This is a genomic window from Mesobacillus zeae (genome assembly GCF_003570705.1).
GTDB lineage: Bacteria > Bacillota > Bacilli > Bacillales > Cytobacillaceae > Mesobacillus_C > Mesobacillus_C zeae.
Window position 1 is genome coordinate 44192 of the sequence record NZ_QWVT01000007.1, and the last position, 14140, is coordinate 58331.

General features: G+C 42.3%; 18 protein-coding genes, 1 pseudogene and 1 other annotated feature (1 of these 20 only partly in view). Of the genes and pseudogenes, 5 read left to right on the top strand and 14 right to left on the bottom strand.

The features are described 5' to 3' along the window. Positions 1 to 259 precede the first annotated feature (259 nt). Together D1970_RS02050 and D1970_RS02055 are read right to left on the bottom strand one after the other, a co-directional pair. Positions 260 to 1066, bottom strand: a complete 807-nt coding sequence (locus D1970_RS02050; RefSeq protein WP_209796917.1) for a trypsin-like serine protease — start codon at positions 1064 to 1066, stop codon at positions 260 to 262. 369 nt (positions 1067 to 1435) lie between these two features. Continuing rightward, entirely contained in the window at positions 1436 to 1999 is a 564-nt protein-coding gene (locus D1970_RS02055; RefSeq protein ID WP_119111280.1) for a GNAT family N-acetyltransferase, read from the bottom strand. Between the two features lie 393 nt (positions 2000 to 2392). Between D1970_RS02055 and D1970_RS02060 the strand changes: the two genes are divergently transcribed. Next, entirely contained in the window at positions 2393 to 2575 is a 183-nt protein-coding gene (locus tag D1970_RS02060; RefSeq protein ID WP_119111221.1) for a DUF4083 domain-containing protein, read from the top strand. On the opposite strand, the pseudogene D1970_RS02065 reads toward D1970_RS02060, so the two are convergent. Continuing rightward, positions 2572 to 3284, bottom strand: a pseudogene (locus tag D1970_RS02065) (IS1595 family transposase); the annotation flags it as partial. The gene D1970_RS02060 and the pseudogene D1970_RS02065 overlap by 4 nt on opposite strands. A 49-nt stretch (positions 3285 to 3333) precedes the next feature. Between D1970_RS02065 and D1970_RS02070 the strand changes: the two are divergent. Both D1970_RS02070 and D1970_RS22145 read left to right on the top strand, forming a co-directional pair. Next, complete coding sequence (locus D1970_RS02070) at positions 3334 to 3597, top strand: hypothetical protein (RefSeq protein ID WP_142920986.1); 264 nt, start codon at positions 3334 to 3336, stop codon at positions 3595 to 3597. Positions 3598 to 3811: 214 nt separating this feature from the next. Next, on the top strand, positions 3812 to 3982 hold the full coding sequence (locus D1970_RS22145; protein WP_181213405.1) for a hypothetical protein: 171 nt from the start codon (positions 3812 to 3814) through the stop codon (positions 3980 to 3982). Between the two features lie 20 nt (positions 3983 to 4002). Here D1970_RS22145 and D1970_RS02075 read toward each other — a convergent pair whose 3' ends face one another. The 6 genes from D1970_RS02075 to D1970_RS02095 form a co-directional block, all read right to left on the bottom strand. Continuing rightward, positions 4003 to 4533, bottom strand: coding sequence for a GNAT family N-acetyltransferase (locus D1970_RS02075; protein ID WP_119111223.1), 531 nt, complete (start codon positions 4531 to 4533; stop codon positions 4003 to 4005). Positions 4534 to 4642: 109 nt separating this feature from the next. Further along, complete coding sequence (locus tag D1970_RS02080; protein WP_119111224.1) at positions 4643 to 4921, bottom strand: hypothetical protein; 279 nt, start codon at positions 4919 to 4921, stop codon at positions 4643 to 4645. Between the two features lie 45 nt (positions 4922 to 4966). Beyond that, a complete protein-coding gene (locus D1970_RS22150) occupies positions 4967 to 5131 on the bottom strand; it encodes a hypothetical protein (RefSeq protein WP_181213404.1) in 165 nt (54 codons plus the stop codon). 193 nt (positions 5132 to 5324) lie between these two features. Beyond that, entirely contained in the window at positions 5325 to 5807 is a 483-nt protein-coding gene (locus tag D1970_RS02085; RefSeq protein WP_119111225.1) for a PaaI family thioesterase, read from the bottom strand. Between the two features lie 28 nt (positions 5808 to 5835). Beyond that, positions 5836 to 6198 carry a hypothetical protein gene (locus D1970_RS02090; protein ID WP_119111226.1) on the bottom strand — a complete coding sequence of 121 codons (363 nt, stop codon included), beginning with the start codon at positions 6196 to 6198 and terminating at the stop codon, positions 5836 to 5838. Between the two features lie 60 nt (positions 6199 to 6258). Continuing rightward, the gene (locus D1970_RS02095; protein ID WP_142920987.1) at positions 6259 to 6735 is read right to left on the bottom strand and encodes a hypothetical protein; all 477 of its coding nucleotides are present in this window, start codon (positions 6733 to 6735) and stop codon (positions 6259 to 6261) included. Positions 6736 to 7179: 444 nt separating this feature from the next. Here D1970_RS02095 and D1970_RS02100 point away from each other — a divergent pair, with 444 nt between their 5' ends. After that, entirely contained in the window at positions 7180 to 8466 is a 1287-nt protein-coding gene (locus D1970_RS02100; RefSeq protein ID WP_119111228.1) for a TolB family protein, read from the top strand. Between the two features lie 94 nt (positions 8467 to 8560). Here D1970_RS02100 and D1970_RS22155 read toward each other — a convergent pair whose 3' ends face one another. From D1970_RS22155 to D1970_RS02110, 3 genes are all read right to left on the bottom strand, one after another. Then, positions 8561 to 8728, bottom strand: coding sequence for a hypothetical protein (locus D1970_RS22155; protein WP_181213403.1), 168 nt, complete (start codon positions 8726 to 8728; stop codon positions 8561 to 8563). A 158-nt stretch (positions 8729 to 8886) separates the two neighbouring features. After that, positions 8887 to 9702: a lipid II flippase Amj family protein gene (locus D1970_RS02105; protein WP_119111229.1), complete on the bottom strand. Its 816-nt coding sequence runs from the start codon at positions 9700 to 9702 to the stop codon at positions 8887 to 8889. 16 nt (positions 9703 to 9718) lie between these two features. Further along, complete coding sequence (locus D1970_RS02110; RefSeq protein WP_119111230.1) at positions 9719 to 10090, bottom strand: VOC family protein; 372 nt, start codon at positions 10088 to 10090, stop codon at positions 9719 to 9721. 194 nt (positions 10091 to 10284) lie between these two features. Here D1970_RS02110 and D1970_RS02115 point away from each other — a divergent pair, with 194 nt between their 5' ends. Continuing rightward, positions 10285 to 11172: a DMT family transporter gene (locus D1970_RS02115; RefSeq protein WP_246370243.1), complete on the top strand. Its 888-nt coding sequence runs from the start codon at positions 10285 to 10287 to the stop codon at positions 11170 to 11172. Positions 11173 to 11337: 165 nt separating this feature from the next. Here the strand turns inward: D1970_RS02115 and D1970_RS02120 are convergent, their stop codons facing one another. Both D1970_RS02120 and argS read right to left on the bottom strand, forming a co-directional pair. Beyond that, a complete protein-coding gene (locus tag D1970_RS02120; protein ID WP_119111232.1) occupies positions 11338 to 12183 on the bottom strand; it encodes an alpha/beta fold hydrolase in 846 nt (281 codons plus the stop codon). A gap of 87 nt (positions 12184 to 12270) precedes the next feature. Next, the gene (gene argS / locus D1970_RS02125; RefSeq protein ID WP_119111281.1) at positions 12271 to 13965 is read right to left on the bottom strand and encodes an arginine--tRNA ligase; all 1695 of its coding nucleotides are present in this window, start codon (positions 13963 to 13965) and stop codon (positions 12271 to 12273) included. A gap of 50 nt (positions 13966 to 14015) precedes the next feature. Further along, positions 14016 to 14140: a binding site (T-box leader), on the bottom strand (it continues 90 nt past the right edge of the window).

A 14140-nucleotide genomic window follows, 5' to 3' on the forward strand; every position in this document is an offset into this window, starting at 1 on the left:
TTGGACGGGTGGTTGATATATTCGTTGTGTTGGTTGATTTATGTACCAGGATGATCGATATGGTCGCTGAGTTGTTTGATTTCTGCGTCAAGTTGATCGATATCTTTGCTGGATTGGGTGATAAGTCCGTTTGCAGTAATCGTATTTACTCGCGCGAAGGTCAAAATATTTACGAAAAACCAAGTGACTTCAGAATTCAGAAGACAATAGAATACAAAAAAGCCGCCTTCAACTGTTGAAAACGGCTTTTTCATATGCATTACGGAAGTATGACATACTTGCCCAGGAATGTCCTCGCTGACGGGGTATCAAGGCGGTATGTTGCGTTTGTAGCCTTACACATCGAATCACCTGTGACTGTCACACCTGCTATAATGTTGGTTGCACCGCTGCCTGCACCAAGGAAATTAGGGCCTCCAGAATCGCCGAAGCATGTGCCAGAGTTTCCCGCTGCATTGTTTTGCGACAGCCGGAGCCATGTGGCGTTTAACGCATTGAACTCAGAAACGGACATTCTTTTTAATCCATCATACGGAAAAATCGGTCCGCCCGGTTGGTTGACTGGCTCCTGAACACCATAGCCGGCTGCCGTGAAAGTTGCATCTTTCATTTTTCCTTTCTCGGCCATTTCATTAAACAAATTCTCTGTTGGAAGTTCGGCCGGTTTAATATTTTTCACCGACTCATCCAGCAAAACTACCGCAATATCACCGGTATCTGACTGCCTGTGCGAATACTCTGGATTTGTAACGGCATGCCCGGAGTAAAGCTTTGTTTCTGCATTAACAGGATCAACATCTTCATCAAAGCTCACCCACACTTCATTATCCTCCGGCAAATCAGATGTACAGTGCGAAGCAGTCAAGAAGACATTAGACTGTAAAAGCGTACCGGAACAAATCTGCCGCTTCCCTCCCTTTTCAGATTTCACAATCAATGCTCCGACATTCGGATGCCGGCCATTATCGAGCTCTCCATATGTGACTGCACCGGCCAAGTCAGCCATTGATCCCCAAGCAAAACCTAAAAGAAGTAATAACAACAGCAGTTTTTTCTTTCCTCCCATTTCTCAACCACCTATCCCCATTTTTTTTGCATCCGAAATACTATATGGCTCCTTCCCCTAAAATATGCTCCCCATGCCTTTGTACGTTTAGAGCTCCTCACTGCGGGTACAGCTATAGTAGACAAAATGAAGGAGGAATTTGATATGGGCGACTTATCCGATAAAATGAAAGGCGCAGTGAATAAGGTAAAGGCCGAAGCTAAAGATCAAGCTGGCAGCAAAAAATGATCCGGCCTCCAGGCTGAAGAAAAATGGAATAATTAAAGGGCATGAGCCCAGTACAGTACCGGGTTCATGCCCTAGACGGTGCCTAATGAAATAACCGTGTCTAACTTTATGGGGTCACTTCACTTTGACCAGTTTTTTGTATTAAAAAGTCTTCGCAAAAATACAGGTATCGCGCAATCGACCTGAGCCATCCTCAGCCAGCGAATCTTGCTTTAAAATCCCTTCCAGCGAAAAGCCGAGTCTCTCAGGAATCGCCCTGCTTTTAACATTCAAGGAATCACAGCGGATCTCAACCCGCCGGGCGCCTAGCTCATTTCGCGCAAATTCAGTGATCCCTTCGACAGCTTCTGTAATATAGCCTTTTCCACTGTGGCGGGTATCTATCCAGTACCCGATTTCAAATTTGCGCACATCCCAATCAATCCTATGAAGACCGGAAGATGCCACTAGCTCTCCCGTCTCTTTCAAAAAGACAAGCAGTCTTAAATCCTCTCTTTTTAGAAAATTGATATAGGCTTCCCTGATATTGATTTCTACATCCTCTTCGGTTTGCTCTTTTTGTGCAAACGGCATCCATGGCTTAAGCTCGTTAATGGATGCGAGGATTGCACCATGTACAATTTTGCCATCACCAGCTTTTGCTGCTCTGATTACAAGCCTCTCTGTCGTGAATTCTGTTGGAAAATCAAGTAAAATCGGATTCAAATCTTCCCTACCCCCTCTATATTTCATCTATAATTCGGCACCCCCTTGTCCATTTCCTTCCAAGATAAAAAAATTTGTATTCACCGTATGTTTACGATTCGATGCCCACACAATACAAATTTAAAAAGAAGATGGGTTTCCATACTGGAAAAATAGGGTTAATAGAAAAGAGAGAGTATTTGTGAAAGAGATAAAAATGAGTAGATACTATGGCAATGAATGAACAAATTCCACGAGACAAAAGCCTCGACAGCACAATTGACATCATGCGTGATGGCTATCTTTTTATTAAGCTGTTTTCGTAAACTTTGTTGCTTTTGATTAAGCAAGCCTTTAACCCCAACAATACAATAATATGTTAAAATTATTAAAAAATGGAAAGCGGGTAGTGTTATGGTAGCTTCAGCAGTTTATTTGTACATAATCATTGGTCTTATCGCCTTTTTCGTAGTTTCTTTCACACTTTTTATCCGAAGATTGCTTATCAATTCTTCAGTTAAAAGTAATCAATCAGTTGAAATTGAAAAGAAACTTGATAAAATCATAGAATTACTTGAAAAGGATAAGAACTCCTAATTAACATAGCAAGCCCGCAACATTTCAACAGTTGTTTTGTTAGATTTGTTGACACGCGAAGCAAGCATTTGCTCCACTTGTTTTTCAAAGGATAAATCCTTGTCTAATTCGGAAACCAGTATAAGTCATTGTCTAACTAATTGGTCGCAACACCTTGAAAGCGGTCAATCCAAGTCTTTAAACGGCTATGGAAGTTGTTCACATTCTGAACTTGGAAAATCCCTTTTTCCACAGGTTGCTTTTGTCGTTCGTTCACTGCTTCGTGTTGTAAAAAAGTTTGGCGAACTTCTTATAGTTTGTAGCTGTATTTGTACATAGCAAAGAAGATGGGTTGATATACTTTCCAATTGCAGCATCTATTTCTTCCGTTTTGATACGACCTGTTCCAGCCTTTAAAGCGATAATATTATGATTGCGGTCTTTAGCTACGACAACCACGATTTTTAAGTATGAAATACCTCTTTTTTCGTCTCTTGTAGCACGTTTTTTCGCTTTACGATGAGTTTACGATGAGTTTACGATGAGTTACTTCACGACCTTTAAAGGACTCACGAAAGAAGGTCTCGTCACTTTCAACGATACCTGGAAGTTGTTCAAAGTCTAATGAACGTAAAGCATTCAGTATTTTATGTCTCCAGTAAAAAGCTGTGGAGATGTGAATTTTAAGGCGTTTTGCGATTTTAAGCAGCGTATAGCCTTCAACCACGACTCAAGTTGATCCTGAATTAGCAGAAGTTGTGCAAACAGGCTTTAAAGTCATGGAGAGAATCATTGAAAAAGGCTATATCGGTATCGCTGGATTCGAAGTACTAATCAGCGGCAGAAAGCACTATTTTATCGACTTGAACGTCCGCTTTAACGGCTCGACCAGCAGCCTTCTCCTGCATGACAGCATCCTCAACAAATATGGTAAACCAAAGATGCGCTTTTGCAACCTAGAATGGACAGATCTCATCCCAGTCTTGGATCATTACTTGACTGCTGGGCAGTTTGTCCCCCTCAGCCTATTGGATGCAGACTAACCCCGTTGGAAATCGTATATCAAAAGCAGTCGGTATCGTCATGGGGCACTCCGTCAAAGAAGTCGAAGGAATCCTTGAAAAGATGGCCGCAGACGGACTCTGTCATAAAGAGTAAAAGCAAGCCAGCACCCGTTGCGGGGGCTGGCTGCTTTGTTGGTCTTTTTTACACACCAATATTTCCCATGTTATAATATCGATGATGGGGGTGGTTTAATTGAAAAAAGACTGGTTATCAACGTTATATATTGTGATTCTTGCCATTTTTGCTTTTTATACTGGAGAAATTGTCACTTTCATCATGCTTGGAGTAATTTTGATTGTACTTACTAACATAAATAGAACGCTCAAACAATTGCTTGCAGCGGTAAAAGCAAAAAACGGGTAATCCGCAGCTTAGAAGAATGGCTAACCTTTTTTCTCTAGCCATTCTTCTCTCAGCATACCCATCCTAATTGAATCATAATATTTCCCGTTGTGATAACGGACCTTCCGTATCCTTGCCTCAAGCATCATGCCGAGCTTTTCCCCAACCTTGACCATTCTTTCGTTACCCGACCACGTCGTATAGCCAACTCTAACTATAGGCATCGTTTGGAATAAATGGTCAATCCATTGCTTCAGCGCTTCTGTGCCATATCCGCCGCTCCAATATTGGGGATGATAGATTGTTATGCCCATTTCAAGCCACTTTGAAGACTCGTGCTCCCAATAGTAGCTTACAGAGCCAATAACATTGCCTTCCATTTCAATTGCGTAGCGGTCGGCACGGTCCACCCACTTATCCTTTTTGCCAATGAACTCTTCCCATGTCAGTCGGACGAACGGAAAATAAGGCGCATCCCACTTTTTCCACTCTGGATCCATTTCTCCATGCATCACTTTCCATAGCTCCGGCAAATCATCTTCCTTAATTGGACGAATCTTTACTCTGCACACTAATTTCTCCCCCCATTTTCAGCAGAAAACCATTAAAATTCTTCAGCAAGTCCTTCCTTCTCTTGAGGAACTCCTTCCTTACTGTATTCCAGGGAGATGCTCCCATGCTTTAACTCTGCCTCTTTACTATAACGGATTGGACGAACCTATCAAATTTTCCTTTGTCACCCTTGTCCTTCTTTCTTGGGATGAAAAACATGATGTTTGGTTTTGTTTCATAATCTTTATAGGAAGCGTCCTGATCAGCTCCCACGTCAAGCTCTGCCCCTACACGTTTATCATAATGAATCCATATATCCTCATAATAAGGGAACTGGCTTTTCAGGAGCGGTTTAACCTCTTTCTCAAGCTCATTCTCCCACTTAGCAGCAATATAACTGTCTTCCATCTTACCTGTCTGTTGATTTTCAAAAACGAGAAATTGAATCCCATCCTACTTGTTCTCTACTTTTACCGCATAATCAAAATGATCAAAATTCCCCATGCTGTTATACAGGGCATCATTAACTACTACATCTGCAAACTTTCGAGAAATATATTCTTTTGCCTGCGATCTTATTTTCTCTTCCTCATCCTTGTCTGGCTTCATGCTTTGCACAAACAGAAACGCTAGAAGAGCTGCGACGAGGAATAGTACCCCTAGGAAAATTTAGGTTCTTCTTAACCACTTATTTAGTGTCCCCATCCCCCTGACATGATGTCTTACAACATTAAGATGGAACCATACCAAGTCATTCCCGCCTAAATAAAAAAAGCACCGGCCGATGCTTTTTTATTAGGCTTATAAGTACTCATTTTCCTGCAAGGAAACTGTCAGGCATTACGACCCCCACTACCTCACCTTTTGCACATGTCTTACCATCTGCAAAAACTTCAACTTCCACTTTCCACTTTTTTGGATGGATTTCATGGACGGTACCAACTGCTTTCAACGGCACGCCGTGTAGTGTTGGCTTCATAAAATCGACGTGGAGCGAAGCTGTAACAAAGCGCGGCGGCTCTGCCCCTTCTCCAGGTTCATGCCCATTCTTCCTGTGCAATGCGAGTGCGGCCGATCCGGTCCCATGACAATCAATCAACGAAGCAATCACACCTCCGTAGACAAAGCCAGGAAGTGCCATCTCTTCTTGTTTTGGCGTATATATCGTAACTGTTTGGTCCCCATCCCAACAGGTCCGAAAATGGTGTCCAGCTTTATTAAGCCGACCGCATCCGTAGCACCAGGCAAAATCATCCGGATAATCATCCTGAATAGCATTCAATATTTTTTCCATTTTTCCTCCCCATTCCCCTTTGAGCTTTTTAATTCAGTGGAAACATTGGTACGAATCCAGTTTCCGTCACTGAGAACGGAAAAAATTCAATTGCACCTTTTTCATCAGCAAACGGTACTCCTATGTACATACTGCCATCTGCATTAAAGCGAATAACTTCTAGTTTATTGGCACCTTCCCTCTTCAGACCCTTTTCTCTCAGCTGCTTGTTCGCTGATTTGTAGCTGTCACTCTTAAACAAACCGGCAACCAGTTTATTCCTTTCTGCACCATTCAACATCGTGACATCACAGTTACAATCATCATCTGATGCCAGTACGGCACCGCTGGGTACAAACACAAGCGATGTTGCAATGACACCAGCACAAAGAAGAGATCCTATAGCTTTCATTTTCTTTCCTCCTTTTTTTCTCTATCGAGTAATAATTCGCCTTAGGAATCGGAAAATCCTTCAACAGCTATAGTCTTTTTTACCTATTATCCGACAGGAAAGCTTAAATGAAAGAAAGTATAAAATGACAAGGGACGACGAACCATTGAGCTTTGCCAGCTTATTCTTTTTGTTCGTCACATCGTATGGTCCCAGATCAACACTGGAATAACCTTTTTCATATCCGAAACCATATGAAGGCGGAAGAACCGTTTTGCTCCGCTCCCACATCACTCCCCCACTTATTCCAAGGAAAAGGACAATTGCCCCGGTGCCAATGAGAACTTGCTTTTTATCAAAAATCACCCTGTCTTTCCTTTGGCGTTCAAAAATAATAAATCCTAATAGAGTGAATAAATAGTAGAAAAACGGAACCAGAAAGACATTTAATATCTCACCATTGAGAGCCGAGATTACACTAGATGGCAAGAAAGGAAAGGTGAGCAAAATAAACGCAAGCCAGTAATCATGACCAAGGAATCCTTTGGTGATAAGCATTAAAACAGCCGCCGTGCCGGTAACCAAAAAAATCGGTAAGTATACAGGCAAATAACGTGTTTGGAATATTTCATTAAGATTCTCCTTATTACCGTATAGTAGACCCATCAATAGCCCCGCGGGAAGAAGCATTGCCAAATATGCAAGCGGAGATAAGAAAAAAATTGAAAATGATAAAAGAAACGGAACAATTATAATATACAACAACATAAATACACCCTTTTTGTGTAATATTACACCAAAAATGATGTTTAATAAATACAAATTATGGACTTTTTGCTATAAAATTATGTTTTCCGAAATAATCATTCGTTTTATAAAGAAGGGAAAATTACATTCTAATATTTACAAATGTAGTATAATATAGGAAAAGTTAGTGTGTCTCCACCTAATAAATACTAAAGGAGTCTGGCTGATTACATCCATAATGTCTGGAGGATTTTCATGAAAAAAACGAACAAAAGATTGTTAACAGCGATAGCATTGGTTGCTATATTATTAATCTCGAGTGTGGCGTTTTTACTTATGCGAGAAAATGATCATTATAAGTATTTCACTGGTTTGGGCAACAAGATTTCCCTTTCGCACGATGACCGAAAGTTTGCTTTTTCCTATTACCAGGATGGAAAAGAAGCTATCTATGCATCAAGGACGGAAGGCGGAAAAACTGAAAAACTCACAAATCCGGCAAAAGATCGTCATCGTCAGCCTGTCTTTTCAAGCGACGGTAAAAAAATCCTTTATTTATCAGCTAACCCTGACAAAGTTCAGAGTTTGCATATCATGAATGCTGACGGAAGCCACGATAAGAAGCTGACCAACGATAAACTTTCTGTCGGGGGGGCCATTTTTTCAGCCGATGGAAAGCAAATTTTCTTTTCTGGCTTTCCCTCTAAAGAGTTGGGAAAAGCTGAGGGGGAGTCAAAGGAAGGTTCTGATTTATTCTCCGTTTCTATTGATGGCAAAAACCAAAAGAAGCTGACAGATCAAGATTTTTATACAATGGAAAATTTAATGCTCTCCTCCAATGGTGACAAAATAATATTAAAAGACTTTGATGACTTGAAAGAATACGACTTGAAAGATACATCAGTAAGCAGTTCAAGTATACTTGGCAAACTGCCATCCCAGTCCTATAACATTGCCATGTCCCCTGACAACATCAAAGCAGCCTATACAGCAGTAACAAAAGAATCAAAAAACAGTTCCCTTTACAAGTATGAACTGTTCTTCACAGACTTTGGAACAGGCAAGAAAAAACAGCTGACCAACTTGAAATCTGCAATTGACTCACCCGTCTTTTTCCATAAGGAAAATAAAATCGCTTTTCTTCATAATACAAACTGGGCGGGTGAACCTGTAAAATTTAAACTGATGACAGTTAATACTGAAACGAAAGAAACAGCTGAAATTGGATTGGATTTACCTAAATCTATAAGAAGCAATATAATTATGAAAGCTATTGACTACTCGGTGAACGATTGGACAGTTGGACTGCTCTATACCGCGCTCCTCTGTCTTTCGACTTATTATCTGCGACATGGCAAGGTGTACCGTCCGGGACTAATTAGTTTGGGATTATCCCTGCTTACTTTTGCTTCCAGCTTTATTATCGCTGCAAAGTATGATCCATGGGCCGGTATAGCCGTGGGAGGACTGGCAGTAGCAGTATTCATCTGCAGCATTCTTGCATTGATCTTTGCATTCATTGTAAAAAGATTTGTATCATAACATTATTCAATTTTTTGCCCTTGCTAATGCAGGGGCTTTTGTTAATTGGGTTGGATCGTACGATACGAAAATTTTATTTTCCTATTTTCACATTTTATTTTTTTTCTTTCCCCTCTAATTTACATTCCAAGATACCGATTTTATTTCCCTGCTTGTCACTTTTATTTTCCTGGCGCGGTATGAGGCCTGCTTCGGAAGTTTTATTTTCTACATCAGGTGATTTGACCAAGACAAAAAGAAAAGGCACAGCGAAATTAATCACTGTACCTGCTTTCTTCCAGCAAAAAGTGTAAGCATAGCAGAAAGATAGTTCCCGTACCTTCTCCAACGAGCATGGAAAAGTCCATTACATTTTCATACATGTACGCCTACCATACCCACAATAAATAAAAATAGGAAACCGGCCGAATAACTCCCTTTCTATATCCACATGACAAACCAGGCGACGTAAAGGGCCGCGGGTAGGAAGACGAGCTGTGCTGCGACGGTGCCAGCAAGCTTGGAACCAATCATAGTCACGGAGTAACTTTTCAAATAAATATAACTGCTCTCCTTTTTTGCGACCCTGTCGGCGAGCACGGACACCTTTGGATCTATAAACAATGTCAATAGAATGGTCGCGATACCGTTGATAATACCTGAAGAAAGAACAGCTGCCTGTCTATAATCTTCCGGAACGATCAGGGATGCGTATAATGCAGACATCACGCCTGTCGTATAAACAGCAGAAATAACAATATTCAGCACAAAAAGCCGTTTTGGTATTGTTTGCAGTGTAATCCCTCTCAGGTCGGCAAACCTGGGCAGCCTGATGTATGCTAAAACCTTCCTTCCCCCCCTGAGATTGGCCCATTTTCGCACCACTGCTAAAACAGATCCCTTCTCTTCCGACAATTCGATGATTCCCCGCGAAAAAATGCTGATAAAAGTAGGAAACATAATAATCCCCACCAATACCCCAAGCGTTGTCACAGCAATAAGGATTCGGTACTGATCTTGTAAAAACGAAAGCGGATCACGGTTCGGCGCTTCAACGATGAGTTTCCCCATTAGAGGCTGCTGGAACATAACAGACATACGTGAGAAGATGACCATTGTACTGAACAGCGATACCGCTGTGCTAATCAGCCTCACCCTTGCTCCTGAAATCCTCGTTGCATAAGCCAGCGTCTCAATAACTGTCACAGTCATTAAAAAGAACGAAATAATTAATAGCTTATCTGTAAACAAATCCATCGTTAAAACAATCTCCTTATTTTTTCCATTTCAAGAATTCAAGCCGATTACCAAAGGGATCATTAACATAAAACCGTTCCGCTCCTTCCAGCAAATCATCATCCTTTATAGATATGTTTTGCTCAGTCAGTTTTTGCTGGAGTTCTTCAAGGTTCTCCACTTCAAAAGCCGGATGAGCTTTCACTGCAGGTGAAAACTCATTCTGAATGCCAATATGGACCTGGTTAGTCCCGCATTGGAACCACACCCCGCCCCGCTTCGCCAGGTTTGCAGGTTTAGGGACTTCTTGCATAGCTAAAATCTGTCCATAAAATTTTCTTGCCTGATCTTCGCTCCCAGCAGGTGCAGCAAGTTGGACATGGTCTATTTTTTTATACCGAATACCCATTTGACACCATCCTTACATTATTTATCCATACATTATCATATTATCATTATTTTTTCTGAAAAGTATAACTTTTACAGAGGCAAACAGGAACTATTTGAAAATACCAAATGTTCCTCTCCAAAAAGAACGCGGATTGTGTTACACTACGTTACGATACTGCAGGAAAAGTTATCGGGGAAGATGAGGGGATAGTTTTGCAGCAGCGATCGGTTGCGATACCACTGACCATTTCAATTATTGCTGTTTCATTTGCAGCGATTTTTGTCAAATGGTCCGATGCGCCCGCCACGATTTTGAGTATGTACAGGATGTGGCTTGCCAGCCTGTTTTTGCTTCCAATCATGTGGAAAAAGCGGACTGAGTTCTCAAAAATAAAAAAGCGTGATTGGGCATTTTTATTGTTATCAGGATTATTCTTGGCGTTGCATTTCGCCCTTTGGTTTGGGTCTTTAAAGCTTACGACTGTGGCTAGCTCAACGATTATACTCGCGCTGCAGCCAATTATTTCGCTTGTAGGAGGATTCTTTCTTTTTAAAGAGCGTACAACCGCAGCGGCATTACTGAGCATGGGAATCGCTGTGATAGGAGCAATCATGGTCGGCTGGGGTGACTTTGCCCTTAGCGAGATGGCCATTCTCGGTGATATCCTGTCATTCTTAAGTGTCATTGCCGTTGTGGGTTACCTTTTGATTGGACAGAGCGTCGTAAAAAAAGTATCCCACTGGATATACAGCTTCACCGTCTTTTTTTTCGCCGCCATTGCATTGACGGTTTATAACCTGGCAGCAGGCGTGCATATCCTTGGATACAGCCAGCATGAGTGGGGAATCTTCCTTCTGCTTGCGATTGTTCCGACCATTACACACCTAATCAACAACTGGCTCTTGAACTATATCAATGCCACTGCCATTTCGATGAGTATTCTCGGCGAACCAGTGGGAGCCACAGCGCTGGCCATCCTCCTGCTTGATGAAAAAGTCAGCCTCGTCCAGGCAGCCGGAGGAGTCCTCGTTCTTTGTGGAGTTTTTGTCTTCCTGGCAAGACAGCAAAGAGGCAGAGTATATAAAGATCAGGCAGCATAAAAAAGGAGCCTTAAATAGACTCCTTTTTGCATTCTGGGTCAGTTGACGGCAAGGGCCCGCTTCCCAATTTCATTATAAATATTAATGAATTCAGCCTTGGACATTTTCACATCTTTACGCACTGCTGCCAATCCAAATTATGTTATGGCGTTTTTCCAAACAATCTTATTTTCTAGTAACAAAATCTTCCACTACCCTCTTAAACAACTTCTTTTCTTCCAAAAATGGATAGTGGTTGCTGCTTTCAAAAATGTGCAGTTTCGAATTGGGGATGTGCTGGTCCATTTCGATTGAGAAACCGACAGGGCATTGCACATCATGCCTACCGCAAAGAATAAGGGTTCTTGTTTTTATTTTGTGCAATTGCCTTGTCACGTCGTAAATTGAAAACTCCCTGTTAAAAAAATTCAGCCGAACAACACACATTTTTTTTGAAATCGGCTTAGAAAAATACTTGCCATGCATAGCCGGATGATACAGCGATAGCTTTGTTCGTTCTTTAGATAAATTTTTACGTTCATCAGCCGAAAGAGTTGGCAATTTCAGCTTTTCCATCAAGTCCTGCATGTTCTCAAATTGGGGGTGTTCAGGATGATAAATGCATTCACTGGAATCAGAAGCGTATTCCCGTGCAGCAGCCCCGACGAGGATCAGGGCCGTCAGAGACTCTGAAAAATGAATCCCATAAAGAACGCCAATCATCCCTCCCGTTGAATGGCCTGCATAACTCCATGTACTATAGCCAAATTCCTCGCGAATAGCCTCCAAATCGAGAACCGCATCGAGCATACTTAACCGGTAAGGCTCTGTAGCTTTTTCGGAATGCCCTGCCTCCCTAAGGTTAACAAGGATGACCCTATGCGAACGGGTAAAGCTGTCGGCAAAATAATCACCAGATTCATTAAACTCCGAATAGTGATGTGTCACCACGCCAGGAGGACCATCCCCCTTTATAAAAACTTCAAACTCTCCCCGTGTTGTTGCCACCAATTTCCTTTCCCAATTCCCCATATATTCTCCTCCTTTTCCACTTTAAGGATAGCACAAGCACATAAAAAAACGCCCGCACATCGTTCTGTGCGGGCATCTTCTCTTCTCTTACATTTCTTCTGGCGCTTCCATACCAAGCAGGCGGAGACCTTCTTTAACGACCATTGTGACTGCGGAGACAAGTGCCAGGCGGGCTGGTTTTTTCTCGGACGGCTCAAGGATCTTGACTTCTGCATAATACTTGTTGAACTCACGTGAAAGGTCAATTACATACTTCGCAATCTGAGATGGATCGTACTTATCCATTGCTCTCTTGACCGCTTCTGGGAACTCAGCCAGTGCAGTGATGACTTTCCACTCTTCGGTCCAGGATAATGGGAATTCTGCCGGAATCTCCGATTTATCCCAATTTCCTTTACGAAGGATAGAGCACGCACGCGCATAGGTGTATTGGATGTATGGGCCGGTCTCCCCTTCGAAACGAAGCATGTCTTCAAGCGAGAATTCAATATCGTTCAATCGGTAGTTTTTCAAGTCATGGAACACGACAGCGCCCACGCCCACCATTCTGGCAACATCATCCTTATTGGTGAGGTTCGGGTTCTTCTCTTGAATATTTTTCGCAGACATCGCAATCGATTCAGCGAGCACTTCTTCAAGCAGAATGACCTTGCCTTTACGGGTAGACATCTTTTTGCCATCCTTCAGCATCATGCCGAATGGAATGTGCTTCATTGTGTTTGCCCATTCATATCCCATTTTATCAAGTACAGCGATCAGCTGCTTGAAGTGCAGGCTCTGCTCATTCCCAACAACATAAAGTGATTGGACAAAATTGTAGTTTTCTTTTCTGTACAATGCGGCTGCAAGGTCACGCGTTGCATAAAGTGTTGCACCGTCGGACTTCTTGATGAGGCATGGAGGAAGCTCAAGGTCGGACAGATCCACCACTTTTGCGTCATCTGATTCGACCAGCAAGCCCTTTTCCTCGATCAAGTCAATGACACGGTCCATTTTGTCATTGTAAAATGCTTCGCCGGCACTTGAATCAAACTCGATGCCGAGCAAATCATAAATGCGCGTGAATTCTTTCAGTGATTCGTCACGGAACCATGTCCACAGCTCCATCGCTTCTTCATTGCCGTTCTCAAGTTTCTTAAACCAAAGACGCCCGTCGTCTTCAAGGGATGGATTATTAATCGCTTCCTCATGGAACTTAACATATAAGGATAGCAGTTCCTTGATCGGGTTTTGAGAAACCTTTTCTTCAGAGCCCCATAGCTTATAAGCCGTGATCAGTTTCCCGAACTGTGTACCCCAGTCGCCTAAATGGTTGATTTTAAACGGCTTGAAACCGGATTTCTCAGCAATCAATGCGATTGAATTACCGATGACAGTGGAACGGAGGTGACCCATCGAGAATGGCTTAGCGATGTTCGGCGATGACATGTCAATCGTCATCACGCCGCCGGTGCCAGCGTCGGAGCGGCCAAACTCTCCTTGCTCTGACAATACTTGTTTAAGGATGTCTAATGCAGCTGTTTCCTTGTTAAAAAAGACATTCACATAACCGCCGGCCACTTCTACTTTTTCAAAAAGTGGCGATGAAATTTTTTCGCTTAGTTCTGCAGCAATCTTCTGCGGAGCCTGGCGGAAAATTTTCGCAAGCGAGAAACATGGGAAAGCCAAGTCCCCGTGTTCAGGCTGTTTCGGTTTTTCAAGTACAATTTCAATTTGTTCTGCTGTCAGCTGTCCGTCAACCTGTGCCGAAAGCAGCTGTGCAAATTCCTTTTTAAAATTAATCATAGGATTCATCCACCTTTTTTAGAAAATAAAAAACTCCCGTCTCTTAAATAAGAGACGAGAGTATAATCCCGCGGTACCACTCAAATTGTCCGGAAAATTTCCAGACCTGCTTTCCTTCGTAACGTGAAGCCCCGGCTGTCCCTACTAAGTTTCAGGAGAGCATCTCTAAAGT

Bases quoted from the DNA above. Each gene is read 5' to 3' on its own strand.
- D1970_RS02080 (WP_119111224.1), bottom strand. From the start codon at position 4,921: ATGGAAGACAGTTATATTGCTGCTAAGTGGGAGAATGAGCTTGAGAAA.
- D1970_RS02050 (WP_209796917.1), bottom strand. From the start codon at position 1,066: ATGGGAGGAAAGAAAAAACTGCTGTTGTTATTACTTCTTTTAGGTTTT.
- D1970_RS02105 (WP_119111229.1), bottom strand. From the start codon at position 9,702: ATGGATTTGTTTACAGATAAGCTATTAATTATTTCGTTCTTTTTAATG.
- D1970_RS02070 (WP_142920986.1), top strand. From the start codon at position 3,334: ATGGAGAGAATCATTGAAAAAGGCTATATCGGTATCGCTGGATTCGAA.
- D1970_RS02095 (WP_142920987.1), bottom strand. From the start codon at position 6,735: ATGCTTATCACCAAAGGATTCCTTGGTCATGATTACTGGCTTGCGTTT.
- D1970_RS02100 (WP_119111228.1), top strand. From the start codon at position 7,180: ATGAAAAAAACGAACAAAAGATTGTTAACAGCGATAGCATTGGTTGCT.
- D1970_RS02060 (WP_119111221.1), top strand. From the start codon at position 2,393: ATGGTAGCTTCAGCAGTTTATTTGTACATAATCATTGGTCTTATCGCC.
- D1970_RS02085 (WP_119111225.1), bottom strand. From the start codon at position 5,807: ATGGAAAAAATATTGAATGCTATTCAGGATGATTATCCGGATGATTTT.
- D1970_RS02090 (WP_119111226.1), bottom strand. From the start codon at position 6,198: ATGAAAGCTATAGGATCTCTTCTTTGTGCTGGTGTCATTGCAACATCG.
- D1970_RS02110 (WP_119111230.1), bottom strand. From the start codon at position 10,090: ATGGGTATTCGGTATAAAAAAATAGACCATGTCCAACTTGCTGCACCT.
- D1970_RS02120 (WP_119111232.1), bottom strand. From the start codon at position 12,183: ATGGGGAATTGGGAAAGGAAATTGGTGGCAACAACACGGGGAGAGTTT.